The sequence below is a fragment of the Planococcus sp. 11815 genome (assembly GCF_051096385.1).
GTDB classification, from domain to species: Bacteria; Bacillota; Bacilli; order Bacillales_A; family Planococcaceae; genus Planococcus; species Planococcus citreus.
Genome location: NZ_CP096991.1, coordinates 238,023 through 259,974, shown reverse-complemented (window position 1 = coordinate 259,974; position 21,952 = coordinate 238,023). Strand labels below are relative to the sequence as shown.

Sequence of the window (21,952 nt, the reverse complement as noted above, 5' to 3'; positions counted from 1 at the left end):
CCTCCTTAAGTTTTCAAATCACGCCGTCGGAAACCGTATGCCCCTGCCACAGACAGGAGAACAGCGATTGCAATCATCAGCGCGAGCACGCCGTAATTGACTTCATCCAGTGGAATTGCTGGAATATGCCCGTAAGGCGTCAGCTTTTCCACCCAATCCGGAAGCTGCAGCAGCTCGCCCAGATAAACAACGAAAAACGATAGACCTAAGTAGAGCCAGATAACGCTCGCAAAATTCGGCAAAAAGCCGATGAACACGAGCGCCAAACCGATCATGATCAGCACGGCCGGCAAATACACAAATGAAGCACCGATATACGTGCCGAGCGGCAAATCTTCAGCAAGCACGGCATTGCCTGCGAGGCCGAGCCCGATACCGGTCAAGAACAGCATCGTGATCGCCGTCAATGCAGCAAGCAGCCAATAGCTGAACGCCACGCGCCAGCGGGAAACCGAGCGGCTGATGACGTGTTCCATGCGCCCGTTCTTTTCTTCTGTCTTCACTTTCAGCATCACCATGATTGCGGGGATCGAGGCGAGAATCGCCATGACCGAAGACAGCACAGGGATGAACAGCTCAATCAAGCTAAAGCCTTCCTGCTCGACGATCAATTGCTGGAACAAATCGATGCCTTCAAAAAAGCGTTCGATTTCCCCGAGCACCGAACCATACGAGATGCCCAGGATGAACAAAGCGACCGCCCAGGCAATCAACCCGGTGCGCTGAAGCCGCCACGCCAAGCCGAACGGCCCGCGGAGCGTCGCCGGGGCTTGCGTACGGCCAGCGCGCGTTGGCAAAAAGCCGGAGTCGTGATCGCGGATGCTGTTCAGATACAGCGCCAAGATAGACAGCGCCACCGCCAAACCGACCGATAGCATGACCGGCCACCATAAGTTTTCGACAAACGGCTTGGCGCGCAGGATCCAGCCGAGCGGCGAAGTGAGCGACAAGGCCTCACTCATGACGTCGCCAATCGCGCGGATCATGTAAAACACTAGCAAAGCGGCAATCGACAAGCCGGTCGTCGCGCGGGCATTTTGCGTAAGCTGGGCAAACACGGCCGTTAACGCCGCGAAGAACAAGCCAGTCGCACCGAGCGCTGCGCCGAACAAGAGCGAACCGTGAAGGTCGACGCTCTCGACTTGCAGCGCGGCCATCGAAACACCGGTCAATATCGCAAGCAGCACATTGACAGCTGTCAGCACCAGCAACACCGCCGTTAAACTGGACAACTGCCCGACTGGCAGCGCACGGACGAGCTCAAGCCGCCCTTCCTCCTCGTCGCCGCGTGTATGGCGGCTGACCAGCAGGATATTCATCAAGGCGACAATCGCCGCGGTCATGACCAGCATTTCATGTGCCGTCATGGCGCCGGTCGTATAATCCGCCCCGCCGTAATTGGGCCCGACCATCGCGACCATGGCTGGATTTTCCATCGTTTCCGCAATGGCCTGCCGCTCGATATCATCTCCGTATAAATTGTCGAAGACGAGGACGATCCCTGCCGATACAAAGACGAACGACAAGATCCAAATCGGCAGACGGACGCGGTCGCGCCGCAGGATAAAACGCATCAGACTCCATGTATGGTCAAAAAGCTGGCTCATCACACGCCACCTCCTGCTCCTGTCTCCGTTTCCTCGTAATGGCGGATGAACAAATCTTCCAGCGTCGGCGGCCGGCTTTCCATCCGCTTGATGCCAAACGCACTTAAATGACGGACGACCGCGTCGAGTTCATCGGCGTCCACTTGGAACGACCAGCCCCCGTCAAATGCCTGCACACGGTGTACGCCCCGAAGCTCCGCCAAATCCGGTATCGGCTTGTCGGTTTCGATGAACATTAGCGATCCGGTCAAATGGCGCATTTCCTTCAGTGTCCCGGTTTCAATGATGCGCCCTTTACGGATGATCGCTACCCGGTCACACAGCTTTTCCACTTCCGACAGGATATGGCTCGACAATAGGATGCTCTTGCCTTGCGCTTTCGCTTCCTGGACATATTCTGAAAACACGCGCTCCATGAGCGGGTCGAGGCCAGAAGTCGGCTCATCGAAGATATAGAGATCCGCATCTGCGGAAAAGGCGGCGATGAGCGCCACTTTCTGGCGGTTCCCTTTTGAATAGGTCCGGCATTTCTTGCCCGGGTCGAGCCCAAAACGGCTGATCAACTCATCGCGCCGGTCCTTATCATAGCCGCCGCGTAATCTTCCGAACAAATCGATCACTTCGCCGCCGGTCAGGTTTGGCCATAAATTGACGTCACCCGGCACATACGCCACCCGTTTATGGATATCGACCGCATCTTTCCAGACATCTTTGCCGAAAATCTCGGCACTGCCTTCGGATGCTTTCAAAATTCCAAGCAGGACGCGCAAGGTCGTTGACTTTCCTGCCCCGTTCGGCCCGATAAAACCGAACACTTCCCCCTCTTTCACTTCGATGTCGACACCATCCAGCGCTTTGAAATCTCCGAAGGTTTTACTGAGCCCTTGTGTTTTGACGACCGTCATCGCGATTCCTCCTCCGTTTCGTAAAAGCTCTTCTTCAAAATAGCCAAATACGCATAGAATTCTTCCCAATACGGTGCGAAATCAATCTCGGCAAGTTTTTGCCCTCTCAATCTGGCGAGCAGCTCCTGTTGGTAGCCGTCGATCGACCAACGAATTAAATGGAACACTTTATCCGGATCCGCGTCTTTGCGAAAACGGCTTTTGTCGATGCCTTCATACATGAGCCTGTAACCGGCTTGTTTCAATTCCTCTATTCTCGTTGCCAGCTCTTCCGGCAAATGCGCTTCGCCTTCTTGCAAAAAAACAGCCGAGAACTTGAACACTTCTTCATTTTCCGCTTGGGCTTCCATTTTCAGACGGGCCAGCTGCGTGAGCCGTTCGATTAAATCCGGTTCTCCTGCATCTACTTTATCCAAATACCGGCTCTCGATGAATTCAAGGCTATACTTCACCAAATACTCATACAGCTCCTGCTTGCTGGTGAAATAATAAAACAACATTCCTTTGCCGATTCTTGCAGCTTTGACGATGCGGTTGGTCGAGGCCTTTTTGTAGCCATGCACCGCAAATTCCTCGAGCGCCGCTTGGCGGATGGTGTGTTGCTTGCTTTCTTCTAAACTTTCAAATCGTGCAATGATGATGTCCACCTCCTCTTCCTTCACGCAACTAGACCACCCTGGTCGACTTAAATATACAACATTCGACCACCCTGGTCAAATTAAAAAATCAGATAATTCCGTGTTTCTTTGCAGGAGTATTTCAGCTTCCCTGAAAGCGCTTGTCGTGCTATGTTTTACATAAGTATGACAAGACAGGAGGAGCTTCTTTTGAATAAAATCATGACACCTAAGTTTTCTGTCGCCGCACTCACTGCAGCCGCAGCACTTACCTTGTCCGCGTGCGGCAGCGACAGCGAAGAAACCGCTGACACTGCAAGTGCTTGGGACGAGATTCAAGAACAAGGCACATTGACCGTTGCGACATCCGGCACGCTTTATCCGACTTCGTACCGCGAGGAAGGCACCGATGAATTGACCGGCTTTGAAGTCGAAGTGGTCCGCGAAATGGCTGAACGCCTCGAACTTGACGTGGAATTCTCTGAAATGGGCTTTGACGAGATGATGACATCCGTCCAGACCGGCCAAGTTGATATCGCAGCGAACGATATCGAAATCAACGAAGACCGCAAGGAGAAATTCGTGTTCTCCACGCCGTTCAAATATTCATACGGTACCGCCATTGTCCGCGAAGGCGACCTTTCTGGCATCGAGACGCTCGAAGATCTCGAAGGCAAAAAAGCAGCTGGCGCTTCGACATCCGTCTATATGGAAACAGCCCGTTCTTATGGCGCTGAAGAAGTGACGTATGACAATGCAACGAACGAAACCTATTTGCGCGATGTGGCAATTGGCCGCACCGATGTCATCCTCAACGATTATTATTTGCAGACGCTTGCCATCGAAGCATTCCCGGAACTCGACATCGTCATCCATCCGACGATCAAATACCGTCCTTCTGAAGGCGGCATGGTCATGAACAAAGGCAACGATGAACTGGTCGAAAACGTCAACAACACGATTGATGAAATGCTTGAAGACGGCACCATCGCTGAAATTTCCGCTGAGTTCTTTGACGGAGCCGATGTGACGCAGCCGATCGACATTGAAGAATAAGCTTTACTGACCCGATGCCCGCTTCTGAGGCATCGGGTTTTTATAAAATGCTATTATTTGAATAGCATTCTCTACCTCCATTTCGAAAGCGCTTCCTTTTTCTATTTCCACATCCCTCCTGTTCACTGGGCCAAATTATTGATTCCATTCACCGATTTCCGCCAATTAATGTTAAATCCATTTGATAAACTCCGACTATACTCCACTTTCATTCACTAGCGAAAAGCATTATACTGTTAAAGTATTTAGAATAATCTGCAGATGAGGTGAACTTTTGGAATTCACATTTTCCCCACTCAGTGAACAGGCGCTGGTCATCGAAACCGGCACCATTATCAATAAAGAGTCGGAACAAGCTGTGCGCAAACTGTCTTCTCTTCTGGAAAAGCAAAAACCGGATTGGCTAGTTGAATTCATCCCGGCATTCACGACAGTGACCGTTTTTTACGACCCGTGCCAGATCAGGCAAGCAGAAGTTGAACAGGAATTGCGGCTCCTAGCGGCCCATTTAGATGATGTCGAAGCACCCACACCACGTCAAATCGAAATCCCAGTTTGCTATGGTGGTGATTTCGGCCCTGATCTCAGCTTTGTCGCGGAGCATAACGGCCTCACCGAAGAAGAAGTCATCGAAATCCACACGTCCGGCATCTACAGCGTTCACATGATCGGCTTCGCCCCAGGGTTTCCGTTCATCGGCGGCATGTCCGAAAAAATTGCCGCCCCGCGCAGAAAATCACCGCGTTTGCGCATCCCAGAACGTACCGTCGGGATTGCCGGCATGCAAACCGGCGTCTACCCGATCGAAACACCGGGCGGCTGGCAATTGATCGGCCGGACGCCGCTGCGACTGTTCGTTCCGGAACAAGACATTCCGAGCTTGCTGCGTGCAGGCGATGAAATCCGCTTCACGCAAATCGATGAAGCCGAATACTGTGAACAGGAGGCGAAGCGAGATGCTGAACATTCGTAAAAGTGGACTGCAGACAGCGGTCCAGGACCTCGGCCGCACGGGTTTCCAGCGCTACGGCGTCATCGCAAGCGGCGTCATGGACCCGTTTGCCCACCGCATCGCCAATTTGCTCGCGGGCAATGCGGAAACCTCCCCAACCTTGGAGATTGCCTTATCCGGGCCGGTCATCGAGTTCGAAGCCAACCATTTCATCGCCATTTGCGGAGGCGATCTTTCCCCTTCACTCGACGGGGAACCGCTGGCCATGTGGCGCGGCCATTTCGTCCGAAAAGGCAGCATCTTGTCGTTCGGCGAACCGAAGCGCGGCGCACGCAGTTATTTGGCGGTAGCCGGCAGTTTTGACGTTCCGCCCGTCATGAATAGCCACTCGACATATTTACGGGCAGGCATAGGCGGCTTCCAAGGGCGCGCGCTAAAAAATGGCGATAGTTTAAAGACGTTCCCCATTTCGCCTGCACGCTTGAATGCCTTGAAAAACCAAAACGCCCAAACGCCTGATTGGCTTATCCCGCCTGCCCGCTACCATGAGCAGCCGATTGTCCGGATGATGCCAGGCCGGCAGTACGCGCTCTTTAATGAAGCGAGCCGCTTGCGCATATTCGAGGAAACCTTCACCGTGTCTGCCAATTCGGACCGCATGGGTTATCGCCTGGAAGGGCCTGAACTAGCGCTCGAAAAGCAGGAAGAATTGATTTCGGAAGCGGTCGCGTTCGGTTCTGTGCAAGTACCCGCAGACGGCAATCCAATTGTCTTGCTCGCCGACCGCCAGACGACCGGCGGCTACCCGAAAATCGGCCAAGTCGCATCGGTCGACTTGCCGCTGATCAGCCAATTGAAACCCGGCGAATCGCTCAAGTTCCGCCACATATCCACAGATGATGCACAACAGCTTTATATCGAGCAGGAACAACAAATTCGCCAATTGAAAATTGCTATCCAAATGAAACGGGAGGAATGGACATGAACCACAAAGTAGATTTGAACTGTGACATGGGCGAAAGCTTTGGCACATACACGCTCGGCAACGACCGGGTGATCCTCGACTACGTCACTTCCGCCAATATCGCTTGCGGCTTCCACGCAGGCGACCCAGCGACGATGCGCGAAACCGTCAAGCTCGCACTCGAGAAAAACGTCGGCATCGGCGCACATCCTGGACTCCAGGACCTCGCCGGATTCGGGCGTCGCCATATGGCTGTCACGCCACGGGAAGTATACGACCTTGTCATCTACCAAATCGGCGCGCTTTATGGATTTGTGAAAGCTGAGGGCGGCAAATTGCAGCACGTCAAAGCGCACGGCGCCATGTACAATATGGCAGCGGGCGATGCAAAACTGTCCGAAGCGATTGCGGAAGCGGTCTATAAAATCGACCCAGAACTGGTGCTGTTCGGCTTATCGGGCAGCGAAATCGTCAAAGCGGGCAACAAGATCGGCCTGCGCACTGCCAATGAAGTATTTTCCGACCGCACGTATCAACCGGACGGGACGCTCACCCCGCGCAGCCAAGACAATGCGCTCATCACCGATCCGGACGCTGCGATCCAGCAAGTCATCCGCATGGTCAAAGAAAACAAAGTCATCAACACAGAAGGCACCGAAACCGCCCTGAAGGCAGAAACGATCTGCATACACGGCGATGGCAAGACCGCGAAAGAGTTCGCGCTGCATATTTCCAGTTCCTTGAAAGAGGCGGGAATCGATATCCAACATATCCAGAAAATCGTCTAACACCGCCTAAGGAGGAACTTCCATGAACAATGTCAAAAAGATGAAAAACACCAACCGCAGCGTACTTCTCGGCGCTGCCTTCCTGATGGCAACTTCCGCTATCGGGCCAGGGTTCTTGACCCAAACGACCGTTTTCACTGAAACCTTATTGGCTTCATTCGGTTTTGTCATCCTCATTTCCATCATCATCGATATCGGTGCGCAAACAAATATCTGGCGCATCATCGCCATTTCCGGCAAACGTGCACAAGACATTGCCAATGATGTGCTGCCAGGCCTTGGCTATGTGCTGGCGTTTCTCGTCGTCATCGGCGGCCTCGCCTTCAATATCGGAAACATCGCCGGTGCCGGGCTCGGTACGAATGTGCTGTTCGGCATTTCTCCGGAACTCGGCGCCGGTCTCAGCGGCTTGCTTGCGGTAGGAATCTTCATGGTCAAAGAAGCCGGCCGCGCCATGGACCGCTTCGCCCAGATTCTCGGATTTGTCATGATCGCCTTAACTGTTTACGTGATGATTACGGCACAGCCGCCTGTCGGCGAAGCCGTTGCGAAAACTTTCGTACCTGACACGATCGATATTTTCGCCATCGTCACGCTTGTCGGCGGAACGGTCGGCGGCTATATCACTTTCGCCGGCGGCCACCGCTTGATCGATGCCGGCATGACCGGCAAAAGGCATTTGCCGCAAGTGACACGCAGCTCCATCTACGCAATCGGTGTCGCTTCGATCATGCGCGTCATCTTGTTCCTCGCCGTACTCGGTGTCGTCTCGCAAGGGCTTGCGCTCGATCCGTCCAATCCGCCAGCGTCAGTGTTCCAGCTCGCCGCCGGCAATATCGGCTATAAAATCTTCGGCGTCGTCATGTGGGCAGCTGCTGTCACTTCGGTTGTCGGCGCTGCTTACACATCTGTTTCGTTCATCCGTTCATTCAGCCCGGTACTCGAGAAATATCACCGCTACTTGACCATCGGCTTTATCGTCATCTCGACCATCGTCTTCATTTCCATCGGGCGCCCGGTCCTGATCCTCGTGCTTGTCGGCTCGCTCAACGGCTTGATCTTGCCGATCGCACTCGGCGTCATGCTCATCGCCGCACACAAAAAGAAAATCGTCGGCGACTACAAACACCCGCTGTGGATGACAATCTTCGGTGTCGTCATCGTCATCGCGATGTCATGGATGGGCGGCTATACGCTATTGAACGGCATCCCGCAATTATTTAAATAAGGAGTGATTGAATCATGCAATTCACATCTCCAGAAGAGCTGCGCAGCGCCATCCGAAAAGGCGAATTCCAAGCACCGACTTCCGGCTTCGCCCCGGGATTCATCCAAACGAATCTGGCCATTTTGCCGAAAGACATGGCGTTTGAGTTCCTGCTGTTCTGCCAGCGCAATCCGAAATCCTGTCCGGTCATCGATGTCACAGAACCCGGTTCGTTCGTTCCGGCCCTTTCTGCGCCGACCGCCGATTTGCGCACCGACATCCCCAAATACCGTGTCTACCGAGACGGCGTATTGACGGAAGAAACATCGGATATCCGCTCATTATGGACTGACGACATGGTCGCGTTCCTGCTTGGCTGCAGCTTTACATTCGAAGAAGCGCTGACACAAAACGGCATCCCGATGCGCCATCAGCAACAAGGCTGCAACGTGCCGATGTATAAGACATCGATTCCTGCCGTTCCAGCTGGCCGCTTCCAAGGCCCGACCGTCGTCAGTATGCGCCCGATCAAAGAACAAGATATCGTCCGCGCGGTCCAAGTGACGAGCCGCTTCCCGAACGTCCACGGTGCGCCCGTCCATATCGGCAATCCCGAATCGATCGGCATCCAAGACATCACAAAGCCCGATTTCGGCGACGCGGTGGAAATCAAGCCAGGAGAAGTGCCGGTCTTCTGGGCTTGCGGCGTCACGCCTCAAGCTGTCGCCATGGAAAGCAGACCTTCCTTGATGATCACCCATGCACCAGGGCATATGTTCATCACTGACTTGAAATCAGAAGACTTCAGCGTGTTTTGACAACCTAAAAAAGCGCTTGTATGGAAAATTTCCATACAAGCGCTTTTTGTTTTTCTGTTTAACTATCCATCAATTGCCGGCGGATGCGAATCGCCACTTGCTTCCAATAATCCGGTTGATGCGGCACAAAATCGGACAAGCTGAGCTTTTGCTGGAACGGTTGCCTGCCTTCTTGTGTTTCAGTAAACCCAAAGGCATCGATGGTCTCCGTTTGCTTCATGCACAATTCAAAGAATGCCTGAAAATCGACAGCCGCCATGCCCGCTACTTCCTCCGGCTGCAGGCGATAATCCGCCAAATCCATTTGCGTGCCTTCGTATAAATGAATGTAAGCCCGCTCACGATCGGTGAATCCAGGCAGTGAAATCTCATCGTTCACTACACCAAGCGGCGTCAATTGCTCAAACGCCGGCGCGAGGCCGAGCTCTTCCTCGATTTCCCGTACGCCGTCTTTCATCGTTTCATGCGCTGCAATATGGCCCGCTGCCGTAATGTCAAAAAGCCCGGGGAAATCCGCTTTGTCCCGGCTCCTCAACTGGAGGTGAATTCGGATGCGGCCCAATTCTCTTGAGACCACCCAGCAATGAAAAGTCTCGTGCCACAAACCTTGCCGATGGACTTCATCACGCGTCGCGACGCCTGTCAGCGCGCCCTCTTCTGTCACGCAGGCGATTTTTTCAATAGCCATCGCGCAATCTCCAAAACACCAATTCTTTCGACTGCGCAGTACGTTCAAACCCCAGTTTTTCGAGCACGCGGATCGACGGCAAATTGTCTTCGTAGCATTCCGCCGTCACTTCACGCACTTCCGGAAATGAAAAAGCCCAATCGATCAAGCCTTGCACGCCTTCTGTGGCATAACCGTTTCCTTGATACGACTCTTTTACACCATAGCCGATCTCCACTTTTCCGGCTTTATCCGGGCGCCCTTTAAACCCCATATCGCCAACCGGCGCGCCTGATTTATCGAAAGCGATCCATGCACCCCAGCCATAAAGCCGCTGATCTTGTTTCAAATCATCCAAATGCAGGCTGATATGCGCGCCCATTTCGTAGCTGCCGTATAAATTGCGGTACAGTTCTTCTGTGATCGGCACCAGTTTCAGCCGCTCCGTCTGGATTTCTTTCGTTAATGAATTGGTGTTCATGCGTTTTGCCTCCTTGCCTTGCTTTGCTCAGTCCATGCTTTTGTAAAATGCGAGTGCTTCTTCTATTATATCGCGGTCATACCCTGACCGCTCATGAATGCGCTCCACCCATGAGTCAAAGGACGCGGCTGGCTCTTCTTTGAACAAGCCCTTGCTCGTGCTGAGTTCGCTGTGCCAATCGTCGAATTCCCAATGGGCGATTTCACCTTCGAAAGGGACACGGACTTCGATGAGCGGTGTTTTGCCGAGCTGATGCTGCGAATATTCCGCTGCCTGCCAAAAGGCTTCTTCGCCGATTGGGTCGAGTGAATACTTCTGCACCGACAATTTGCCGCCGGGACGTTGATAGATGATCGTCAGGCCATCCGGCTCAGCCGACAACTGCACGTCCGCTCCTGGAAAAAACCCTGATTGCGGGGCATCCGAGAAAGCTGGATCTTGTGAGTCTACTAAAATCGGCTGTATCCACTGGTCCCCTAAATCACACAGAAAACGCCTGCCCGTGTCATCAAGTGCCAATACCGCTGCATGCGCTCCTTCTGTGCTGAGTTCCGAACCGACCGCATAGGCCTCGATTCCCGCCTCGCGGAATTCCGCCATCAGCCAAAGCGCCAAGTCGAAGCAATTTCCGCCAAGCCCATGCGCTTCGCGATGCTCCCGCATTTGCTCGACGCTGCGCTGCTTTTTCAACCCAGCCCGTTCGTAATTCCAAGCCTTCACCAAATTATCCATCGGCAACCCGTCAAAGCGCCGCCATACATTCAGAAGATGTTCACCTGCCCGCATTTTCCGATCCCCTCTCCTCATCCATCTTCCATTACTTTCGATTCGAGACATCTATATTCCTGCATGAAAAAAAGAAGGCCGGAGCCTTCCTTTTCAAGTCTTAGCGAACCGCCTCTTCGCATATACGTAAGTTACCGCCAACGCTGCGACGAGCACACCGCCTTTAATGATGTCGAATGCATAATAAGGCAAGTTCTGAATCGTTAGCCCGTTGAGCAGAATCCCGATGACCGCTGCACCGAAAAACGTACCGAGGACATTCGGCTTTCCGGCGCCCAACACTGCATATCCGACGAAAACTGCCGCCACTGCTTCCATCAGCAGCGGCGCCCCCGCGTCAATCTGGCCTGAGCCGACGCGCGCTGTAAACAAGATTCCAGCTACAGATGCCAACGCACCGGAAACGACATAAGCAATCGTTTTCACCTTTTTGACATTGACGCCCGATAAGGTCGCCGCTTCCGGGTTGCCGCCGGTCATATAAAGGACTCGTCCCCATCTAGTATGCTGAAGTATGACGTAAGCGACCGAGACGACAGCAAGCATGATCCACACCGGCACCGGCAATCCCAATAAATGCCCTTGCCCAATCCATAAAAATGCAGAAGACATTTCGCCCGGCGCCGTACCTCCAGACGTCAAAGGCATGTAATTGTAAATCGAATAGCCTTCCGTATAGGTTCTGTGAAGCCCCGCGACAATATACATCATGCTGAGCGTCGCCAATAAATCCGGAATGCCGATGATGACAATCAGGAAACTATTGAACAAACCGATAAGTACTCCGATTACCAACGGCAACAGAAGAACGAGCCACAACGGCAAATCGTACCACACCATCAATGAAGCCGTGAAGACTGTCGACAATGACATCGTTGAACCAACAGAGAGATCGAAGCCATCCACTACTAAAGTGAACGTAACCCCAAGCGCCAACAAGGTGACGATGGAAATCGAACGCAAGATGTCTGTAAAATTACCATAACTGAAAAAGGCACTGCTGATGGAGCTGAAATATAAAATGATGATTGCCAGCAAGCCGAGCGCTCCGTATCTATAAAGAAACCCGATGACTTTTTCTTGAGTCGTATGCTGTTTAGACAGCTTCTTCTCCACCGCTTGCATATAACAAAATCCTTTCCTGGGTCGCTTGCTCCCTTGTTAATTCCTTAACGATGCGGCCATCGCACATGACGAGAATGCGGTCGGAGATGCCGAGTGCTTCTTGTATTTCACTGGTAAAGTATAAGCAGGACTTTCCGCTTTCCGCCAATTCGCGTATCAAATGGAAAATATCCACCTTCGCTCCGATGTCGACTCCTTTTGTCGGTTCATCAAATAAATACAGTCGCGAATCCAAAGACATCCATTTGCCGATCGCCACTTTTTGTTGGTTGCCTCCGCTCAACTGTGTGAGTGGCGTCTTTGTATCAGACGTTTTGACTTTCAACTTGTCAATAATCGAGTGGGCAAATTTCTGCTCCTCCGCCTTTTTCATGAAGAGGGATCCTGAAAACTTACGCAAATTTGGAAAACTGGCATTCGTCTCAATTGATTCATGGACGAAGAGCCCTTCTTTGCGCCGCTCTTCAGGGATAAGCGCGATTCTCGATTTGATCGCATCAGCGGGATGCTTCAAACGAACCGATTTGCCATCTAATACAATACTGCCGCTGATATTCTCTGAAGCACCGAACAATGCTTTTGCGAGTTCAGTTTTTCCCGCTCCCACTAGCCCGACAATGCCGACGACTTCGCCTGATGCTGCCGTGAATGAAATTTCTTTCAATTTCTTTCTGTCAGACAAGCTTTCCACTTTCAGCAAAGTCTCATGTGACCGATGTTCCACGTGTTCCAATTCACGACTCAACACGCGTCCAAGCATCGCTTCGACAACTTCCTGTTGCCCGGCTTGTGCTGTATCGAATTCAGACACATGGCGCCCATCGCGCATGACGGTAATTCGGCTACATAGCTCGAATACTTCCGGCAAACGATGGGAGATAAAGATGCAGCCAACACCTTGCGCGCTAAGCGAACGAATCACCGAGAATAGTTTATTCGCTTCATAAACCGAGAGCGGGGCCGTCGGTTCATCAAAAATAATGACTTTTGCTGAATGAACAAGTGCACGGGCAATCAACACCAACTGTTTATCCGCCAAGCTCAATTGCGACACCTTCTGCTCTACATCGATGTATTCGAATTGGAGTCGTGATAGCACTTCCCTTGCTCGGCTTTGTATTTTCCGTTTGGAGACGAATAAAGGACCAGCTGCCGCAAAGCTATCAAGCAAGATGTTTTCAGCGACGCTCAAATCCGCAATGAGTGCTGTATCGACTTCTTGATAGACACAATAAATACCGTTCTTTTTCGCTGCTTTCGGTGAACTCAATGTGAGTTCTGTACCGTCAAGACGGATCGTTCCGGCATCTTGCGGATAAACGCCTGATAAAACTTTAATCAATGTACTTTTGCCGGCACCGTTAACGCCGAGCAAAGCGTGAATTTCACCGCGTTTCAGTGAAAACGCCGCTCCATTCAACGCTTTGACAGGCCCGAAATCTTTCGTGATCGTTTCCATCTCTAGTAATTGGCTGCCCATCGTTTTACCTCCCTTCTCAAAAATCAGCAGCGCTTTTCTTTAGCGCCCTTCTAGTTCTTCAAGCGTTGCGGTGTATCCTTGCTCACTCACACCCCAGCCTTCGATGTATTCGCCTAATTCTTCTGTCGTCACTGCTGTCTCCGGCAGTTTGTCTGCATCGATAAAGATCGGTTCAAGTGTTACCTTTTCTTCAGGCGTCTCGCCGCCGATTAATTGATACGCATAGCGCACTTGGATACGACCGATATCCTGTGGATCGACCGCAGCCGATGCGACCCATGGGCTGCCATCTTTTTGAATCATCTGCAAATCTTCATCGCTCATATCGATGCTGTATACTTTGATATCGTCGCGCCCTGCTTGTTCTATAGCGCGCACCGCCCCTTTGGCAAATTCATCCCATGCCGCCCAAACTGCTGTAATTTCGCCTTCTTCAGGGTATTGTTTCAACACCGCTTCCATCTGCGCTTGTGTATCGAGCGCCGTGTTTTGTGTAGCGGCACCAAACGCCGTCACTTCCTGAATGCCTGGATTGTTAGTGAGAAACTGTTCGTATGCTAGTTGGCGACGTTCCATCGGCGCAAAACCGGCTGTCCAGATTTTGACGATATTCGCTTCCCCACCGTGGTCTGCAGCTAATTTTTCAAGCGTCAACTCTGCCATCAACTGATCGCCCTGTTCGAGCGACACTACGCCACCGACATCCACACCTGCATCAAAAGCGACGACTGGGATGTCTTGTTCCACCGCCCGTCCAACGCCTTGATTCAACGCTTCTTTCGTTCCGTGGTCAATCAAAATGGCATCGAATTCTTGGTTGATCGATGCATCCAGATTGGAGGCCATTTTCGCGAGGTCACCGTCTGAAGTAAAGACCGTCACGCTGCCGCCGAATTTTTCCACTTGCTCTTCTACACCGGCAATATACTGTGCAGAAAAAGTTCCGAGATTCTGCTGCATGATGAGTGCGATTTTCTTGCCTGTGAGTGGATGGTCCGCTGCCGCTTGCTGGTCGTCTGGAGCCGTTTCCTCTGCGGTCGCCTCACCTTTTGGCTGACATCCTGAAAGTAAGATAGCGAACACTAAACCAAATAAAATGAACCATGCTGATTTGTTTTTCATATCATTTCTCCTTTTGATGGCACCGCATAAAGCTGTGTCTCGATTGTTTGTTTATCGTTTGGACGGATGACGCCTCGTTCAGTGATGATCGCTGTAATATATGTTGCCGGTGTGACATCAAAAGCTGGATTGAACACTTTCGTTCCGTCCGGTGCGTTTTGTTGCGTGCCAGTAGCAATAACTTCTTCTGCCGCCCGTTCTTCGATTGGGATGGCGTTGCCTGTATCAAGGGATAGGTCGAATGTGGACACCGGTGCCGCTACATAAAAAGGAATGCCATATACATGTGCTAAAATCGCCAAGTTGAGCGTACCGATTTTATTAGCCGTGTCGCCGTTGGCTGTAATGCGGTCTGCTCCCACGATAATCGCTTCGATTCCTTTTGCAGCAATCGTGTGCGCCGCCATACTGTCGGTGATGAGCGTGACGTCGACTCCTGCCTGCTGCAATTCCCAAACGGTCAAGCGCGCCCCTTGGAACAGCGGGCGGGTTTCACATGCGTATACTTCAAACTCACGCCCGCGCTCTATGCCGAGATGAAACGGTGCGAGTGCGGTTCCATATTTGGCTGTCGCAATCGATCCGGCATTACAAATCGTCAGGATTTTTTCTTTATCTACGAGTAACTCGAGTGCATGTTCGCCGATATTGCGGCATGCCGCTTCGTCTTCATCGCGGATCAACTGCGCTTCTTCAATCAGTTGCGCTTTTGCTTGTGCCACCGTCCCCGCCTGTTCGATCCGTTTTACTAATCGATCGATGGCCCATGCCAGATTGACTGCTGTCGGCCGGGAAGAAATAAGATAGGCGGCATCTTCTTTTACGTGATCACGAAACAATTCGATGTCTGCCGTCTCGTGCCGTCTTGCCGCGAGTGCCAAGCCATAAGCTGCTGCAATGCCGATCGCCGGAGCTCCGCGTACTTTCAGCTGGAAAATCGCTTCGTGCACTTGCTCCAACGTTTCAAGAGTTTCATATTGGACGGCCTGCGGAAGCAGACGCTGATCCAAAATGGTCAGTTGTTCATCTTTCCAGATGACCGATAACGGAATGGTCATTTGCTCAACTCCTTAATTGCCGATTCCAATTCAGCGATGGACTGATAACTCAGGCGTGTTTGAATCAATGTTTCCCCGGCTTTCAAGGTTTGCCGCTTGCGGTCGATTCGTGTTGCCTCGTCTGCGATATCGTCCAAGTCGCGGACATGCGCCAAGCCGATCGTCCGGCGGATCAATTCACACCCAGCAAAGCCGATCGCATCGTGAAAGATTTTTCCGATGGCGTATTCACGGTAACCGGCCGTCGTCTTATACGTTTCGATTCCATCGCTTTCCCATAAACCTGAAAATTGCTGCTCGAACTCTTGCCATGTGCGAGTGATGTCATGCAAAATCAGTTCGCGCTCTTCGCCGCTTCGCGTAATCGCCTGGACAATCAAATTGGCGAGAAACAAACCGATATCAAAACCGATCGGTCCATAGAAGGCGAATTCCGGATCGATGACCTTCGTATCATGCTGGTCGACGAAAATGCTGCCGGTGTGCAGATCTCCATGTAAAAGTGCTTCCGCTTCCGTCAAAAAGCTGCGCTTCAGTTTGGCTACTTCGAATTTCAGTGGCTCGTTGCCCCAAATCGCTTGCGCCGCTTCACGCAACGGCTCTTCAAAATCATTCGTTTCGTGATCGAAAAACGGATCGGTGAAAATGAGATCTTCGGTGATTTTGCACAGCTCCGGATTAGAAAACTCAGCCGCAAGCCGCTTTTTCTCGAACGGATGCAAGCCGAAATCCGACGTGTAGAACAAAGTGTGCGCCAAATAGCCGCCGATATGTTCCGCGAGCTTCGGGTAATGCTTGCCGTCGATCAGGCCGTTGCGTAAAATCGCCAAATGCGATAAGTCTTCCATAACAGTGACAGCAAGCGCAGCATCTGTCGCATAAACTTCCGGCACACGTTCCTTCGCGAGCTTGCCGTGCAGCTTCAAGGCATTCGCTTCAATGGTCGCCCGGTGAAGTGTCAGCGGCCAGCTTTCGCCGACGACTTTCGCATAAGGCAAGGCTTGTTTGATGATGAGCCCTTGCCCTGTAGCAGAATCACTGATGCGGAATACGTAATTCAAGTTGCCGTCTCCAATTTCTTCACTTTGCAATGCAGCTTCAGGTGCAAATACGTCCAACTCTTGTGCCAAGCGAATCGCTTCTTGTTCAGTCAATGCTTTGTATGTAGATGATGCTGTAAGTGTCATATTTATTTGCCTCTTTTCTGTAGAATAATAAAAAGCCTCTTTCCCGAAAGAAAGAGGCGCAGAATAAGAGATCCCATGCCTCTTATCTTTCAGAAATGTACATTTCTGATGGAATTAGCACCGTGCCTTAAGGGATCGAAATCCCGGCGCCAAAGCGCCCCGTCTCACAACGGCATTACGGTCGGTTGCTGGGCGTCATCGGGCCATTCCCCTCTGCCTGCTCTTGATAAGAGTGCTACTATGCAACATTATGAAGTTCTGAAACGAATCCTAGCATGATTCGGAATTCATTGTCAATAAAATATTTCGAAAAAATGAAATTCTTCCAGCTAAAGACTAGTTCTTTACTCGGGTTGTCAATTTCGCCAAGCGACCTCGGCGTTTTTCTCAAATATTTTGGGCATGCCATTCTCTAGTGACTGGTCGCCGTGAATTGGCAAGTGGATATTTTTCAGATATTTTTGATTTTCTCCGTTGACAGATACCGTTTGCCATGAAATAATCAGAATTACTTTGCAACACTAACAATTTCATAATCTATTCTTATTCAGAGCAGGTGGAGGGACAAGCCCTACGAAGCCCGGCAACCGGTCCAATCATGGACACGGTGCTAATTCTTGCAGCCAACTTATTGAGCGGCTGAGAAATAAGAAGGCGTTAATTCTTAACCTCTTCTTATTTGTGAAGAGGTTTTTTTATGTCCACTAAGCAGGAGGGTTATTCATGAGCGGTGTTATCGCAACATATCAATTATTCGGCAAAGCCGGTTCATTCGAAAAAAAAGCAGAAGCCATTGCACTCGGTTTGACGGTTGGATCGTGGACCGATTTGCCATTGCTCGAGCAGCAGCAATTGCAACAGCATAAAGGGCGCGTCGTGTCGGTCGAAGAATTCTCGCACGTCACCCATCCCACTAAGCACGGAGTCATCCAAGCCCATTTGAAAATCCATTACCCGGCGGCCAATTTCTCAGCGGATCTGCCAGCCATCCTGACGACCGTTTTTGGCAAGCTGTCGCTCGATGGCGAGATCAAATTACTTGATTTGGATTTTGAGGAATCCTTGCTCCGCCAGTTCCCAGGCCCGCGTTTTGGCATTGACGGCATTCGCGACACGCTTGGCGTCACGGGGCGCCCGCTCGCCATGAGCATTTTTAAAGGCGTCATCGGACGTGACCTCGATTATTTATCAGATCAACTCCGTCAACAGGCACTCGGCGGCGTCGATTTGGTGAAAGACGATGAGATTTTATTCGACAACCCGCTGACGCCGTTTGACAAGCGCATCCTAGCAGCACGTCGTGTGTTGGACGAAGTGTACGCAGAAACCGGCCATCGCACGCTCTATGCCGTCAATTTATCCGGACGGACGTCGAGCTTGCGCGACAAGGCGCGGCGGGCAAGTGAACTCGGGGCGGATGCTTTATTGTTCAATGTCCATGCCTACGGATTCGACGTCTTGCAGGAACTAGCTGAAGACGAAGAAGTGGCACTCCCGCTGATGGCACATCCCGCATTCAGCGGCGCCTACACGTCATCTGATTTTTACGGCGTTTCCACGGCGCTGGCACTTGGCAAACTGACACGACTAGCCGGAGCCGACTTTAGCTTATTCCCATCCCCTTACGGCAGTGTGGCACTCGAGAAACAAACGGCATTGCAGCTCGGGCGCGAACTAGTCAGCAACAGTCCATTAAATCGCAGCTTCCCGGTGCCATCTGCCGGCATCCACCCGGCACTCGTGCCCTTGCTTTTGGAAGACTACGGCATCGACAGCATCATCAATGCCGGAGGCGGCGTCCATGGCCATCCGGACGGCGCTGCTGCCGGCGGAAAAGCATTCCGCCAAGCGATCGACGCCGCCCTTCAAGGACAGCCTTTAACAGAAGCCGCCAAACACCAAGAAGAATTACAAAAAGCTTTAGCATTATGGGGTGAGACCGTATGAACAAACCGGTAATATTTTGCGACTTCGACGGAACGGTGACTTCCCGCGATAATTTGATCGCCATTATGAAACAGTTTGATCCGCCGGGTTGGTCGCCGATAAAAGATCAAATTCTTGATCAGCGCATTTCCATACGTGAAGGCGTCCAGCAAATGTTTTCCTTGCTGCCTTCTTCCGCCAAACAACAAATCATCGCCTACACGCTCGACCAAGCGGAAATCCGTGAAGGCTTCGCCGATTTTGTCGCCTACACGAAACGCCACGACATCCCGCTCTATATCGTCAGCGGAGGCATCGACTTTTTCGTCTATCCATTGCTCGAGCCATACGGTCCATTCGCTGGAATTTATTGTAACGAAGCGGATTTCTCGAATGACAAGATCCATATCCGTTTCCCACACGGCTGCGACGAACAGTGTGACAGTCAAGGCTGTGGCTGCTGCAAACCATCCGTCATGCGTCGCATCATGTCGGAGCAATCGACGAGCATCGTCATCGGTGATTCGATTACCGACCTGCAAGCCGCCAAGCAAGCAGACCTCGTCATCGCCAGGGATTTTCTGATCGACAAATGCGAGGAGCTCGGCATTGCATATGAAGCCTTCAAAAGCTTCCACGACGTGACGGATATTCTCGACGCCAAGCTAGGGGTGATTTCATGAGTGCTTACGAAACCCGCTGGCAAGAACTTGCCGAAGTGAAGCGATCGCTCGCTGCGCGCGACTGGTTTATGGGTACGAGCGGCAATTTGGCGATCAAAGTATCAGATGAGCCGCTCGAATTTCTTGTCACTGCCAGCGGCAAAGACAAATACAAAGAAACAGCCGAAGATTTCCTGCTCGTCGACAAAAACGGGCAGCCGACACAAGATAGCAATCTTAAGCCTTCAGCCGAAACATTGCTGCACCAAGCCATTTATTCAGAAACGTCAGCCGGCTGCAGTTTGCATGTCCATACCATTGCAAACAACGTCATCTCCGAGCTCTATGGGGATGGCGGGTTCATCCAATTTCAAGGACAGGAACTGATCAAAGCTTTCGGCTTATGGGAACAAGACGCCAAGCTAACGATCCCGATCATTCCGAACTACGCCGACATTCCAAGGCTCGCAAATGAATTCCAAAACTTCGTCAACGCCGATAAAGGCGCCGTCCTGATCCGTAACCACGGCATCACCGTGTGGGGGAAAGATGCTTTTGAAGCGAAAAAACTGCTTGAAGCGAGCGAATTTTTATTTCAATATCAACTGGCGCTCCGCCAATTCAAATCCTAAAACAAGAGAGGAAGATTCATCATGGCCATCATTAAAATTCAAGGAACAGAAGAAACAATCGAAGCCCAGCAAGAGGTTGCCGAATTTCTCGAAAGCCAGGAAGTCGTCTACGAGCATTGGGATATCCATAAATTGCCGGAGCCATTGCGCGAGAAATTCGACTTGAGCGACGAGGAAAAAGAACAGATCCTTGAAGCATTCCGTTCAGAAATTGATGACATCTCGGCGCGCCGCGGCTACAAAGCGGCAGACGTCATATCTTTGTCCGACTCGAACCCGAAATTGGACGAGCTTTTGAAAAACTTCCAACGCAAGCATATCCACACAGACGATGAAGTTCGCTATATCGTCAGCGGCCACGGCGTCTTCATCATCCAAGGCAAAGACGAGCGCTTTTTCGAAGTCCACCTGACTCCGGGCGACTTGATTTCCGTACCGGAAAACATCACACATTATTTCACGCTCGCCGAAGACCGCAAAGTCGTCGCCGTGCGCATCTTTGTCACCACGGAAGGATGGGTTCCGGTCTACGAGGACGAAACCGTCAAAAACTAAAGAAACAACCGAAAAAGACATGCCTCCTGTTAACGGGGGCATGCCTTTTATGCTTTTTCTTAACATTTTGTTGGTATTGCGGAGATTAAAATTCAGTGAAAACGGAGATTTTCAATCGTTCAATACGCTTTTTCGTTTGCGGATCTGGTATGTATTCAATTGCTGAAATAGTTTCGATACAGAATGCTGTCCGGCATTGAATTGCACAGCGTATTCGAAATTATGCTCTTTAGCTATTTTTCGGATGATTTTTCCTTCCAGTTGAAAAGGTTCACCCAACAATTCAAAGCTACAGATTACCTGTTCATACAACGCGAAATCAAGATAGGCTTCGAACACAAGCCCTCCGGCACTCAGGCTGGAAATATCTACAAGAACCTCTTCTTTCTCAGATACCCCTACCTTGCCGCTGATCGCGCGGACAAAAGACACGCGAAAAAATTCCCTACGGTTGTCGCTCACATCGTTTCTCCCTTTCCCCCAAGCTTGTTACATATACAAATTGAGCAGCAAGCCTTTTATTTCCCCTACCGTTTCCAGTATGCCAATATATTCCACTTCATTATCTAATAATTGATCCTGAAGCGCAATCACTTTTTCATCAATGATTTTCACAATTTGATGAGGCGGCGCCCCGTCACCGAAACCAGACGCAGTCTGGTCGCTTAGCTGGAGCCCATGGCGGAGCGATTCATTAAGGAATTGCTTGATGGATTGTTTATACGCAACCAAGTTTTCCAAAGTCCTGTGTTCAGCCAGGCGTTTTCCGCGCTGTTCGACATTCGCGAATAAGGGCGTGAGCGCATCTCGCCGGAGTTCGGTCCGGGACTGCTTCATGGCCTCTGCAAATGCACCGCCTGGCGGTTTAGCAATTGCCGTATTGGGTTGTTCTGAAGGCCTAGGCCTTGCTGCATCAATGCGCATCTCCATGTCCCACCTATCGAATCTGTCTTTTCTTTTCTAATTGGACGGCGACTTCCGCTTCGCCGATCGGCAATTCCAGAAGCTTCGCGATATGGGCAGCCGAGAAGCCTTGTTTCGTCAGCTGACGGACTTTCTCGCGCCGGCTTGTTTCAACTGGAGGCTTATCGGCAGAACGAACTGCGCTTTTCGGCTCTTGCGCTGGGTCTTCCATTTTTTCTAACTGCGCCATTTTCGCTTCCGTTTGCTCCAGCCGATCCATCAATTTGTCGTATAAGGCATCGTTTTCCTGTTCGACGGCTGTGATAAATTCCGCCATAGCCGCTTCCAGCCGATCGGACTCCTGCTCGATCATCAGCTTTCTCGACATTATCAGTTTGACGTTCAGCAATAACAATAAAGTGCTGACCACTATCAACAGTGCTATCATCTGCTC

At 51.3% G+C, this 21,952-nt stretch carries 24 protein-coding genes and 2 riboswitches; of the genes, 10 read left to right on the top strand and 14 right to left on the bottom strand.

What is annotated here, in order from left to right:
* Window positions 1-5 precede the first annotated feature (5 nt).
* The 3 genes from M1Q06_RS01420 to M1Q06_RS01410 are packed head-to-tail and all read right to left on the bottom strand — an operon-like array spanning window position 6 to window position 3,174.
* Window positions 6-1,607: an ABC transporter permease gene (locus tag M1Q06_RS01420; RefSeq protein ID WP_434401111.1), complete on the bottom strand. Its 1,602-nt coding sequence runs from the start codon at window positions 1,605-1,607 to the stop codon at window positions 6-8.
* Window positions 1,607-2,512 carry an ABC transporter ATP-binding protein gene (locus M1Q06_RS01415; RefSeq protein WP_101189267.1) on the bottom strand — a complete coding sequence of 302 codons (906 nt, stop codon included), beginning with the start codon at window positions 2,510-2,512 and terminating at the stop codon, window positions 1,607-1,609. Before M1Q06_RS01415 ends, M1Q06_RS01420 begins: the two co-directional genes overlap by 1 nt.
* On the bottom strand, window positions 2,509-3,174 hold the full coding sequence (locus M1Q06_RS01410) for a TetR/AcrR family transcriptional regulator (protein WP_434401109.1): 666 nt from the start codon (window positions 3,172-3,174) through the stop codon (window positions 2,509-2,511). The genes M1Q06_RS01415 and M1Q06_RS01410 overlap by 4 nt, the downstream gene beginning before the upstream one ends.
* Window positions 3,175-3,339: 165 nt before the next feature.
* Between M1Q06_RS01410 and M1Q06_RS01405 the strand changes: the two genes are divergently transcribed.
* The 6 genes from M1Q06_RS01405 to M1Q06_RS01380 all read left to right on the top strand — a co-directional run bounded on the left by M1Q06_RS01405 (window position 3,340) and on the right by M1Q06_RS01380 (window position 8,914).
* Window positions 3,340-4,185, top strand: coding sequence for a transporter substrate-binding domain-containing protein (locus M1Q06_RS01405; protein ID WP_434401107.1), 846 nt, complete (start codon window positions 3,340-3,342; stop codon window positions 4,183-4,185).
* 274 nt (window positions 4,186-4,459) lie between these two features.
* Window positions 4,460-5,158, top strand: coding sequence for a 5-oxoprolinase subunit PxpB (gene pxpB / locus M1Q06_RS01400; RefSeq protein WP_434401105.1), 699 nt, complete (start codon window positions 4,460-4,462; stop codon window positions 5,156-5,158).
* Window positions 5,142-6,122, top strand: coding sequence for a biotin-dependent carboxyltransferase family protein (locus M1Q06_RS01395; protein ID WP_434401103.1), 981 nt, complete (start codon window positions 5,142-5,144; stop codon window positions 6,120-6,122). The genes pxpB and M1Q06_RS01395 overlap by 17 nt, the downstream gene beginning before the upstream one ends.
* Window positions 6,119-6,889, top strand: coding sequence for a LamB/YcsF family protein (locus M1Q06_RS01390; protein ID WP_121300714.1), 771 nt, complete (start codon window positions 6,119-6,121; stop codon window positions 6,887-6,889). The genes M1Q06_RS01395 and M1Q06_RS01390 overlap by 4 nt, the downstream gene beginning before the upstream one ends.
* 22 nt (window positions 6,890-6,911) lie before the next feature.
* Window positions 6,912-8,117, top strand: coding sequence for an NRAMP family divalent metal transporter (locus M1Q06_RS01385; RefSeq protein WP_121300713.1), 1,206 nt, complete (start codon window positions 6,912-6,914; stop codon window positions 8,115-8,117).
* 14 nt (window positions 8,118-8,131) lie between these two features.
* Complete coding sequence (locus M1Q06_RS01380; RefSeq protein WP_121300712.1) at window positions 8,132-8,914, top strand: putative hydro-lyase; 783 nt, start codon at window positions 8,132-8,134, stop codon at window positions 8,912-8,914.
* A gap of 58 nt (window positions 8,915-8,972) precedes the next feature.
* Here the strand turns inward: M1Q06_RS01380 and M1Q06_RS01375 are convergent, their stop codons facing one another.
* The 8 genes from M1Q06_RS01375 to mtnK all read right to left on the bottom strand — a co-directional run bounded on the left by M1Q06_RS01375 (window position 8,973) and on the right by mtnK (window position 16,820).
* Window positions 8,973-9,602 (bottom strand): NUDIX hydrolase, encoded by a 630-nt coding sequence (locus tag M1Q06_RS01375; RefSeq protein ID WP_434401100.1) that lies wholly within the window; start codon window positions 9,600-9,602, stop codon window positions 8,973-8,975.
* The gene (locus M1Q06_RS01370; protein WP_434401098.1) at window positions 9,592-10,062 is read right to left on the bottom strand and encodes a GNAT family N-acetyltransferase; all 471 of its coding nucleotides are present in this window, start codon (window positions 10,060-10,062) and stop codon (window positions 9,592-9,594) included. The genes M1Q06_RS01375 and M1Q06_RS01370 overlap by 11 nt, the downstream gene beginning before the upstream one ends.
* A 27-nt stretch (window positions 10,063-10,089) precedes the next feature.
* A complete protein-coding gene (locus tag M1Q06_RS01365; RefSeq protein ID WP_434401096.1) occupies window positions 10,090-10,848 on the bottom strand; it encodes a hypothetical protein in 759 nt (252 codons plus the stop codon).
* A 93-nt stretch (window positions 10,849-10,941) separates the two neighbouring features.
* Window positions 10,942-11,973 (bottom strand): ABC transporter permease, encoded by a 1,032-nt coding sequence (locus M1Q06_RS01360; protein ID WP_434401094.1) that lies wholly within the window; start codon window positions 11,971-11,973, stop codon window positions 10,942-10,944.
* Window positions 11,945-13,453 (bottom strand): sugar ABC transporter ATP-binding protein, encoded by a 1,509-nt coding sequence (locus tag M1Q06_RS01355; protein WP_434401091.1) that lies wholly within the window; start codon window positions 13,451-13,453, stop codon window positions 11,945-11,947. Before M1Q06_RS01355 ends, M1Q06_RS01360 begins: the two co-directional genes overlap by 29 nt.
* Before the next feature lie 39 nt (window positions 13,454-13,492).
* Window positions 13,493-14,575, bottom strand: a complete 1,083-nt coding sequence (locus tag M1Q06_RS01350) for a sugar ABC transporter substrate-binding protein (protein WP_434401089.1) — start codon at window positions 14,573-14,575, stop codon at window positions 13,493-13,495.
* Entirely contained in the window at window positions 14,572-15,633 is a 1,062-nt protein-coding gene (gene mtnA, locus M1Q06_RS01345) for an S-methyl-5-thioribose-1-phosphate isomerase (RefSeq protein ID WP_434401088.1), read from the bottom strand. Before mtnA ends, M1Q06_RS01350 begins: the two co-directional genes overlap by 4 nt.
* Complete coding sequence (mtnK, locus tag M1Q06_RS01340; RefSeq protein WP_434401086.1) at window positions 15,630-16,820, bottom strand: S-methyl-5-thioribose kinase; 1,191 nt, start codon at window positions 16,818-16,820, stop codon at window positions 15,630-15,632. Before mtnK ends, mtnA begins: the two co-directional genes overlap by 4 nt.
* Window positions 16,821-16,899: 79 nt before the next feature.
* Window positions 16,900-17,053: riboswitch (SAM riboswitch) on the bottom strand.
* Window positions 17,054-17,360: 307 nt separating this feature from the next.
* Window positions 17,361-17,473: riboswitch (SAM riboswitch) on the top strand.
* Between the two features lie 70 nt (window positions 17,474-17,543).
* Between mtnK and mtnW the strand changes: the two genes are divergently transcribed.
* The 4 genes from mtnW to M1Q06_RS01320 are packed head-to-tail and all read left to right on the top strand — an operon-like array spanning window position 17,544 to window position 20,595.
* Window positions 17,544-18,767, top strand: a complete 1,224-nt coding sequence (mtnW, locus tag M1Q06_RS01335; RefSeq protein WP_434401084.1) for a 2,3-diketo-5-methylthiopentyl-1-phosphate enolase — start codon at window positions 17,544-17,546, stop codon at window positions 18,765-18,767.
* Window positions 18,764-19,429, top strand: coding sequence for a 2-hydroxy-3-keto-5-methylthiopentenyl-1-phosphate phosphatase (locus tag M1Q06_RS01330; RefSeq protein WP_101189252.1), 666 nt, complete (start codon window positions 18,764-18,766; stop codon window positions 19,427-19,429). The genes mtnW and M1Q06_RS01330 overlap by 4 nt, the downstream gene beginning before the upstream one ends.
* The gene (locus tag M1Q06_RS01325) at window positions 19,426-20,040 is read left to right on the top strand and encodes a methylthioribulose 1-phosphate dehydratase (protein ID WP_101189251.1); all 615 of its coding nucleotides are present in this window, start codon (window positions 19,426-19,428) and stop codon (window positions 20,038-20,040) included. Before M1Q06_RS01330 ends, M1Q06_RS01325 begins: the two co-directional genes overlap by 4 nt.
* Window positions 20,041-20,061: 21 nt before the next feature.
* The gene (locus tag M1Q06_RS01320; RefSeq protein ID WP_434401081.1) at window positions 20,062-20,595 is read left to right on the top strand and encodes a 1,2-dihydroxy-3-keto-5-methylthiopentene dioxygenase; all 534 of its coding nucleotides are present in this window, start codon (window positions 20,062-20,064) and stop codon (window positions 20,593-20,595) included.
* Window positions 20,596-20,706: 111 nt separating this feature from the next.
* Here M1Q06_RS01320 and M1Q06_RS01315 read toward each other — a convergent pair whose 3' ends face one another.
* Genes M1Q06_RS01315 through M1Q06_RS01305 form a run of 3 tightly spaced genes read right to left on the bottom strand, consistent with a single transcriptional unit; the run spans window position 20,707 to window position 21,946 of the window.
* On the bottom strand, window positions 20,707-21,057 hold the full coding sequence (locus M1Q06_RS01315; RefSeq protein WP_101189249.1) for a PilZ domain-containing protein: 351 nt from the start codon (window positions 21,055-21,057) through the stop codon (window positions 20,707-20,709).
* Window positions 21,058-21,084: 27 nt separating this feature from the next.
* A complete protein-coding gene (locus M1Q06_RS01310) occupies window positions 21,085-21,519 on the bottom strand; it encodes a YaaR family protein (RefSeq protein ID WP_434401078.1) in 435 nt (144 codons plus the stop codon).
* A 13-nt stretch (window positions 21,520-21,532) separates the two neighbouring features.
* Complete coding sequence (locus M1Q06_RS01305) at window positions 21,533-21,946, bottom strand: DUF6115 domain-containing protein (protein WP_101189247.1); 414 nt, start codon at window positions 21,944-21,946, stop codon at window positions 21,533-21,535.
* Window positions 21,947-21,952: the final 6 nt, after the last annotated feature.

Bases quoted from the DNA above. Each gene is read 5' to 3' on its own strand.
- M1Q06_RS01420 (WP_434401111.1), bottom strand. From the start codon at position 1,607: ATGAGCCAGCTTTTTGACCATACATGGAGTCTGATGCGTTTTATCCTG.
- M1Q06_RS01415 (WP_101189267.1), bottom strand. From the start codon at position 2,512: ATGACGGTCGTCAAAACACAAGGGCTCAGTAAAACCTTCGGAGATTTC.
- M1Q06_RS01395 (WP_434401103.1), top strand. From the start codon at position 5,142: ATGCTGAACATTCGTAAAAGTGGACTGCAGACAGCGGTCCAGGACCTC.
- M1Q06_RS01390 (WP_121300714.1), top strand. From the start codon at position 6,119: ATGAACCACAAAGTAGATTTGAACTGTGACATGGGCGAAAGCTTTGGC.
- M1Q06_RS01385 (WP_121300713.1), top strand. From the start codon at position 6,912: ATGAACAATGTCAAAAAGATGAAAAACACCAACCGCAGCGTACTTCTC.
- M1Q06_RS01380 (WP_121300712.1), top strand. From the start codon at position 8,132: ATGCAATTCACATCTCCAGAAGAGCTGCGCAGCGCCATCCGAAAAGGC.
- M1Q06_RS01375 (WP_434401100.1), bottom strand. From the start codon at position 9,602: ATGGCTATTGAAAAAATCGCCTGCGTGACAGAAGAGGGCGCGCTGACA.
- M1Q06_RS01370 (WP_434401098.1), bottom strand. From the start codon at position 10,062: ATGAACACCAATTCATTAACGAAAGAAATCCAGACGGAGCGGCTGAAA.
- M1Q06_RS01365 (WP_434401096.1), bottom strand. From the start codon at position 10,848: ATGCGGGCAGGTGAACATCTTCTGAATGTATGGCGGCGCTTTGACGGG.
- M1Q06_RS01360 (WP_434401094.1), bottom strand. From the start codon at position 11,973: ATGCAAGCGGTGGAGAAGAAGCTGTCTAAACAGCATACGACTCAAGAA.
- M1Q06_RS01355 (WP_434401091.1), bottom strand. From the start codon at position 13,453: ATGGGCAGCCAATTACTAGAGATGGAAACGATCACGAAAGATTTCGGG.
- M1Q06_RS01350 (WP_434401089.1), bottom strand. From the start codon at position 14,575: ATGAAAAACAAATCAGCATGGTTCATTTTATTTGGTTTAGTGTTCGCT.
- mtnA (WP_434401088.1), bottom strand. From the start codon at position 15,633: ATGACCATTCCGTTATCGGTCATCTGGAAAGATGAACAACTGACCATT.
- mtnK (WP_434401086.1), bottom strand. From the start codon at position 16,820: ATGACACTTACAGCATCATCTACATACAAAGCATTGACTGAACAAGAA.
- mtnW (WP_434401084.1), top strand. From the start codon at position 17,544: ATGAGCGGTGTTATCGCAACATATCAATTATTCGGCAAAGCCGGTTCA.
- M1Q06_RS01330 (WP_101189252.1), top strand. From the start codon at position 18,764: ATGAACAAACCGGTAATATTTTGCGACTTCGACGGAACGGTGACTTCC.
- M1Q06_RS01325 (WP_101189251.1), top strand. From the start codon at position 19,426: ATGAGTGCTTACGAAACCCGCTGGCAAGAACTTGCCGAAGTGAAGCGA.
- M1Q06_RS01320 (WP_434401081.1), top strand. From the start codon at position 20,062: ATGGCCATCATTAAAATTCAAGGAACAGAAGAAACAATCGAAGCCCAG.
- M1Q06_RS01310 (WP_434401078.1), bottom strand. From the start codon at position 21,519: ATGCGCATTGATGCAGCAAGGCCTAGGCCTTCAGAACAACCCAATACG.
- M1Q06_RS01305 (WP_101189247.1), bottom strand. From the start codon at position 21,946: ATGATAGCACTGTTGATAGTGGTCAGCACTTTATTGTTATTGCTGAAC.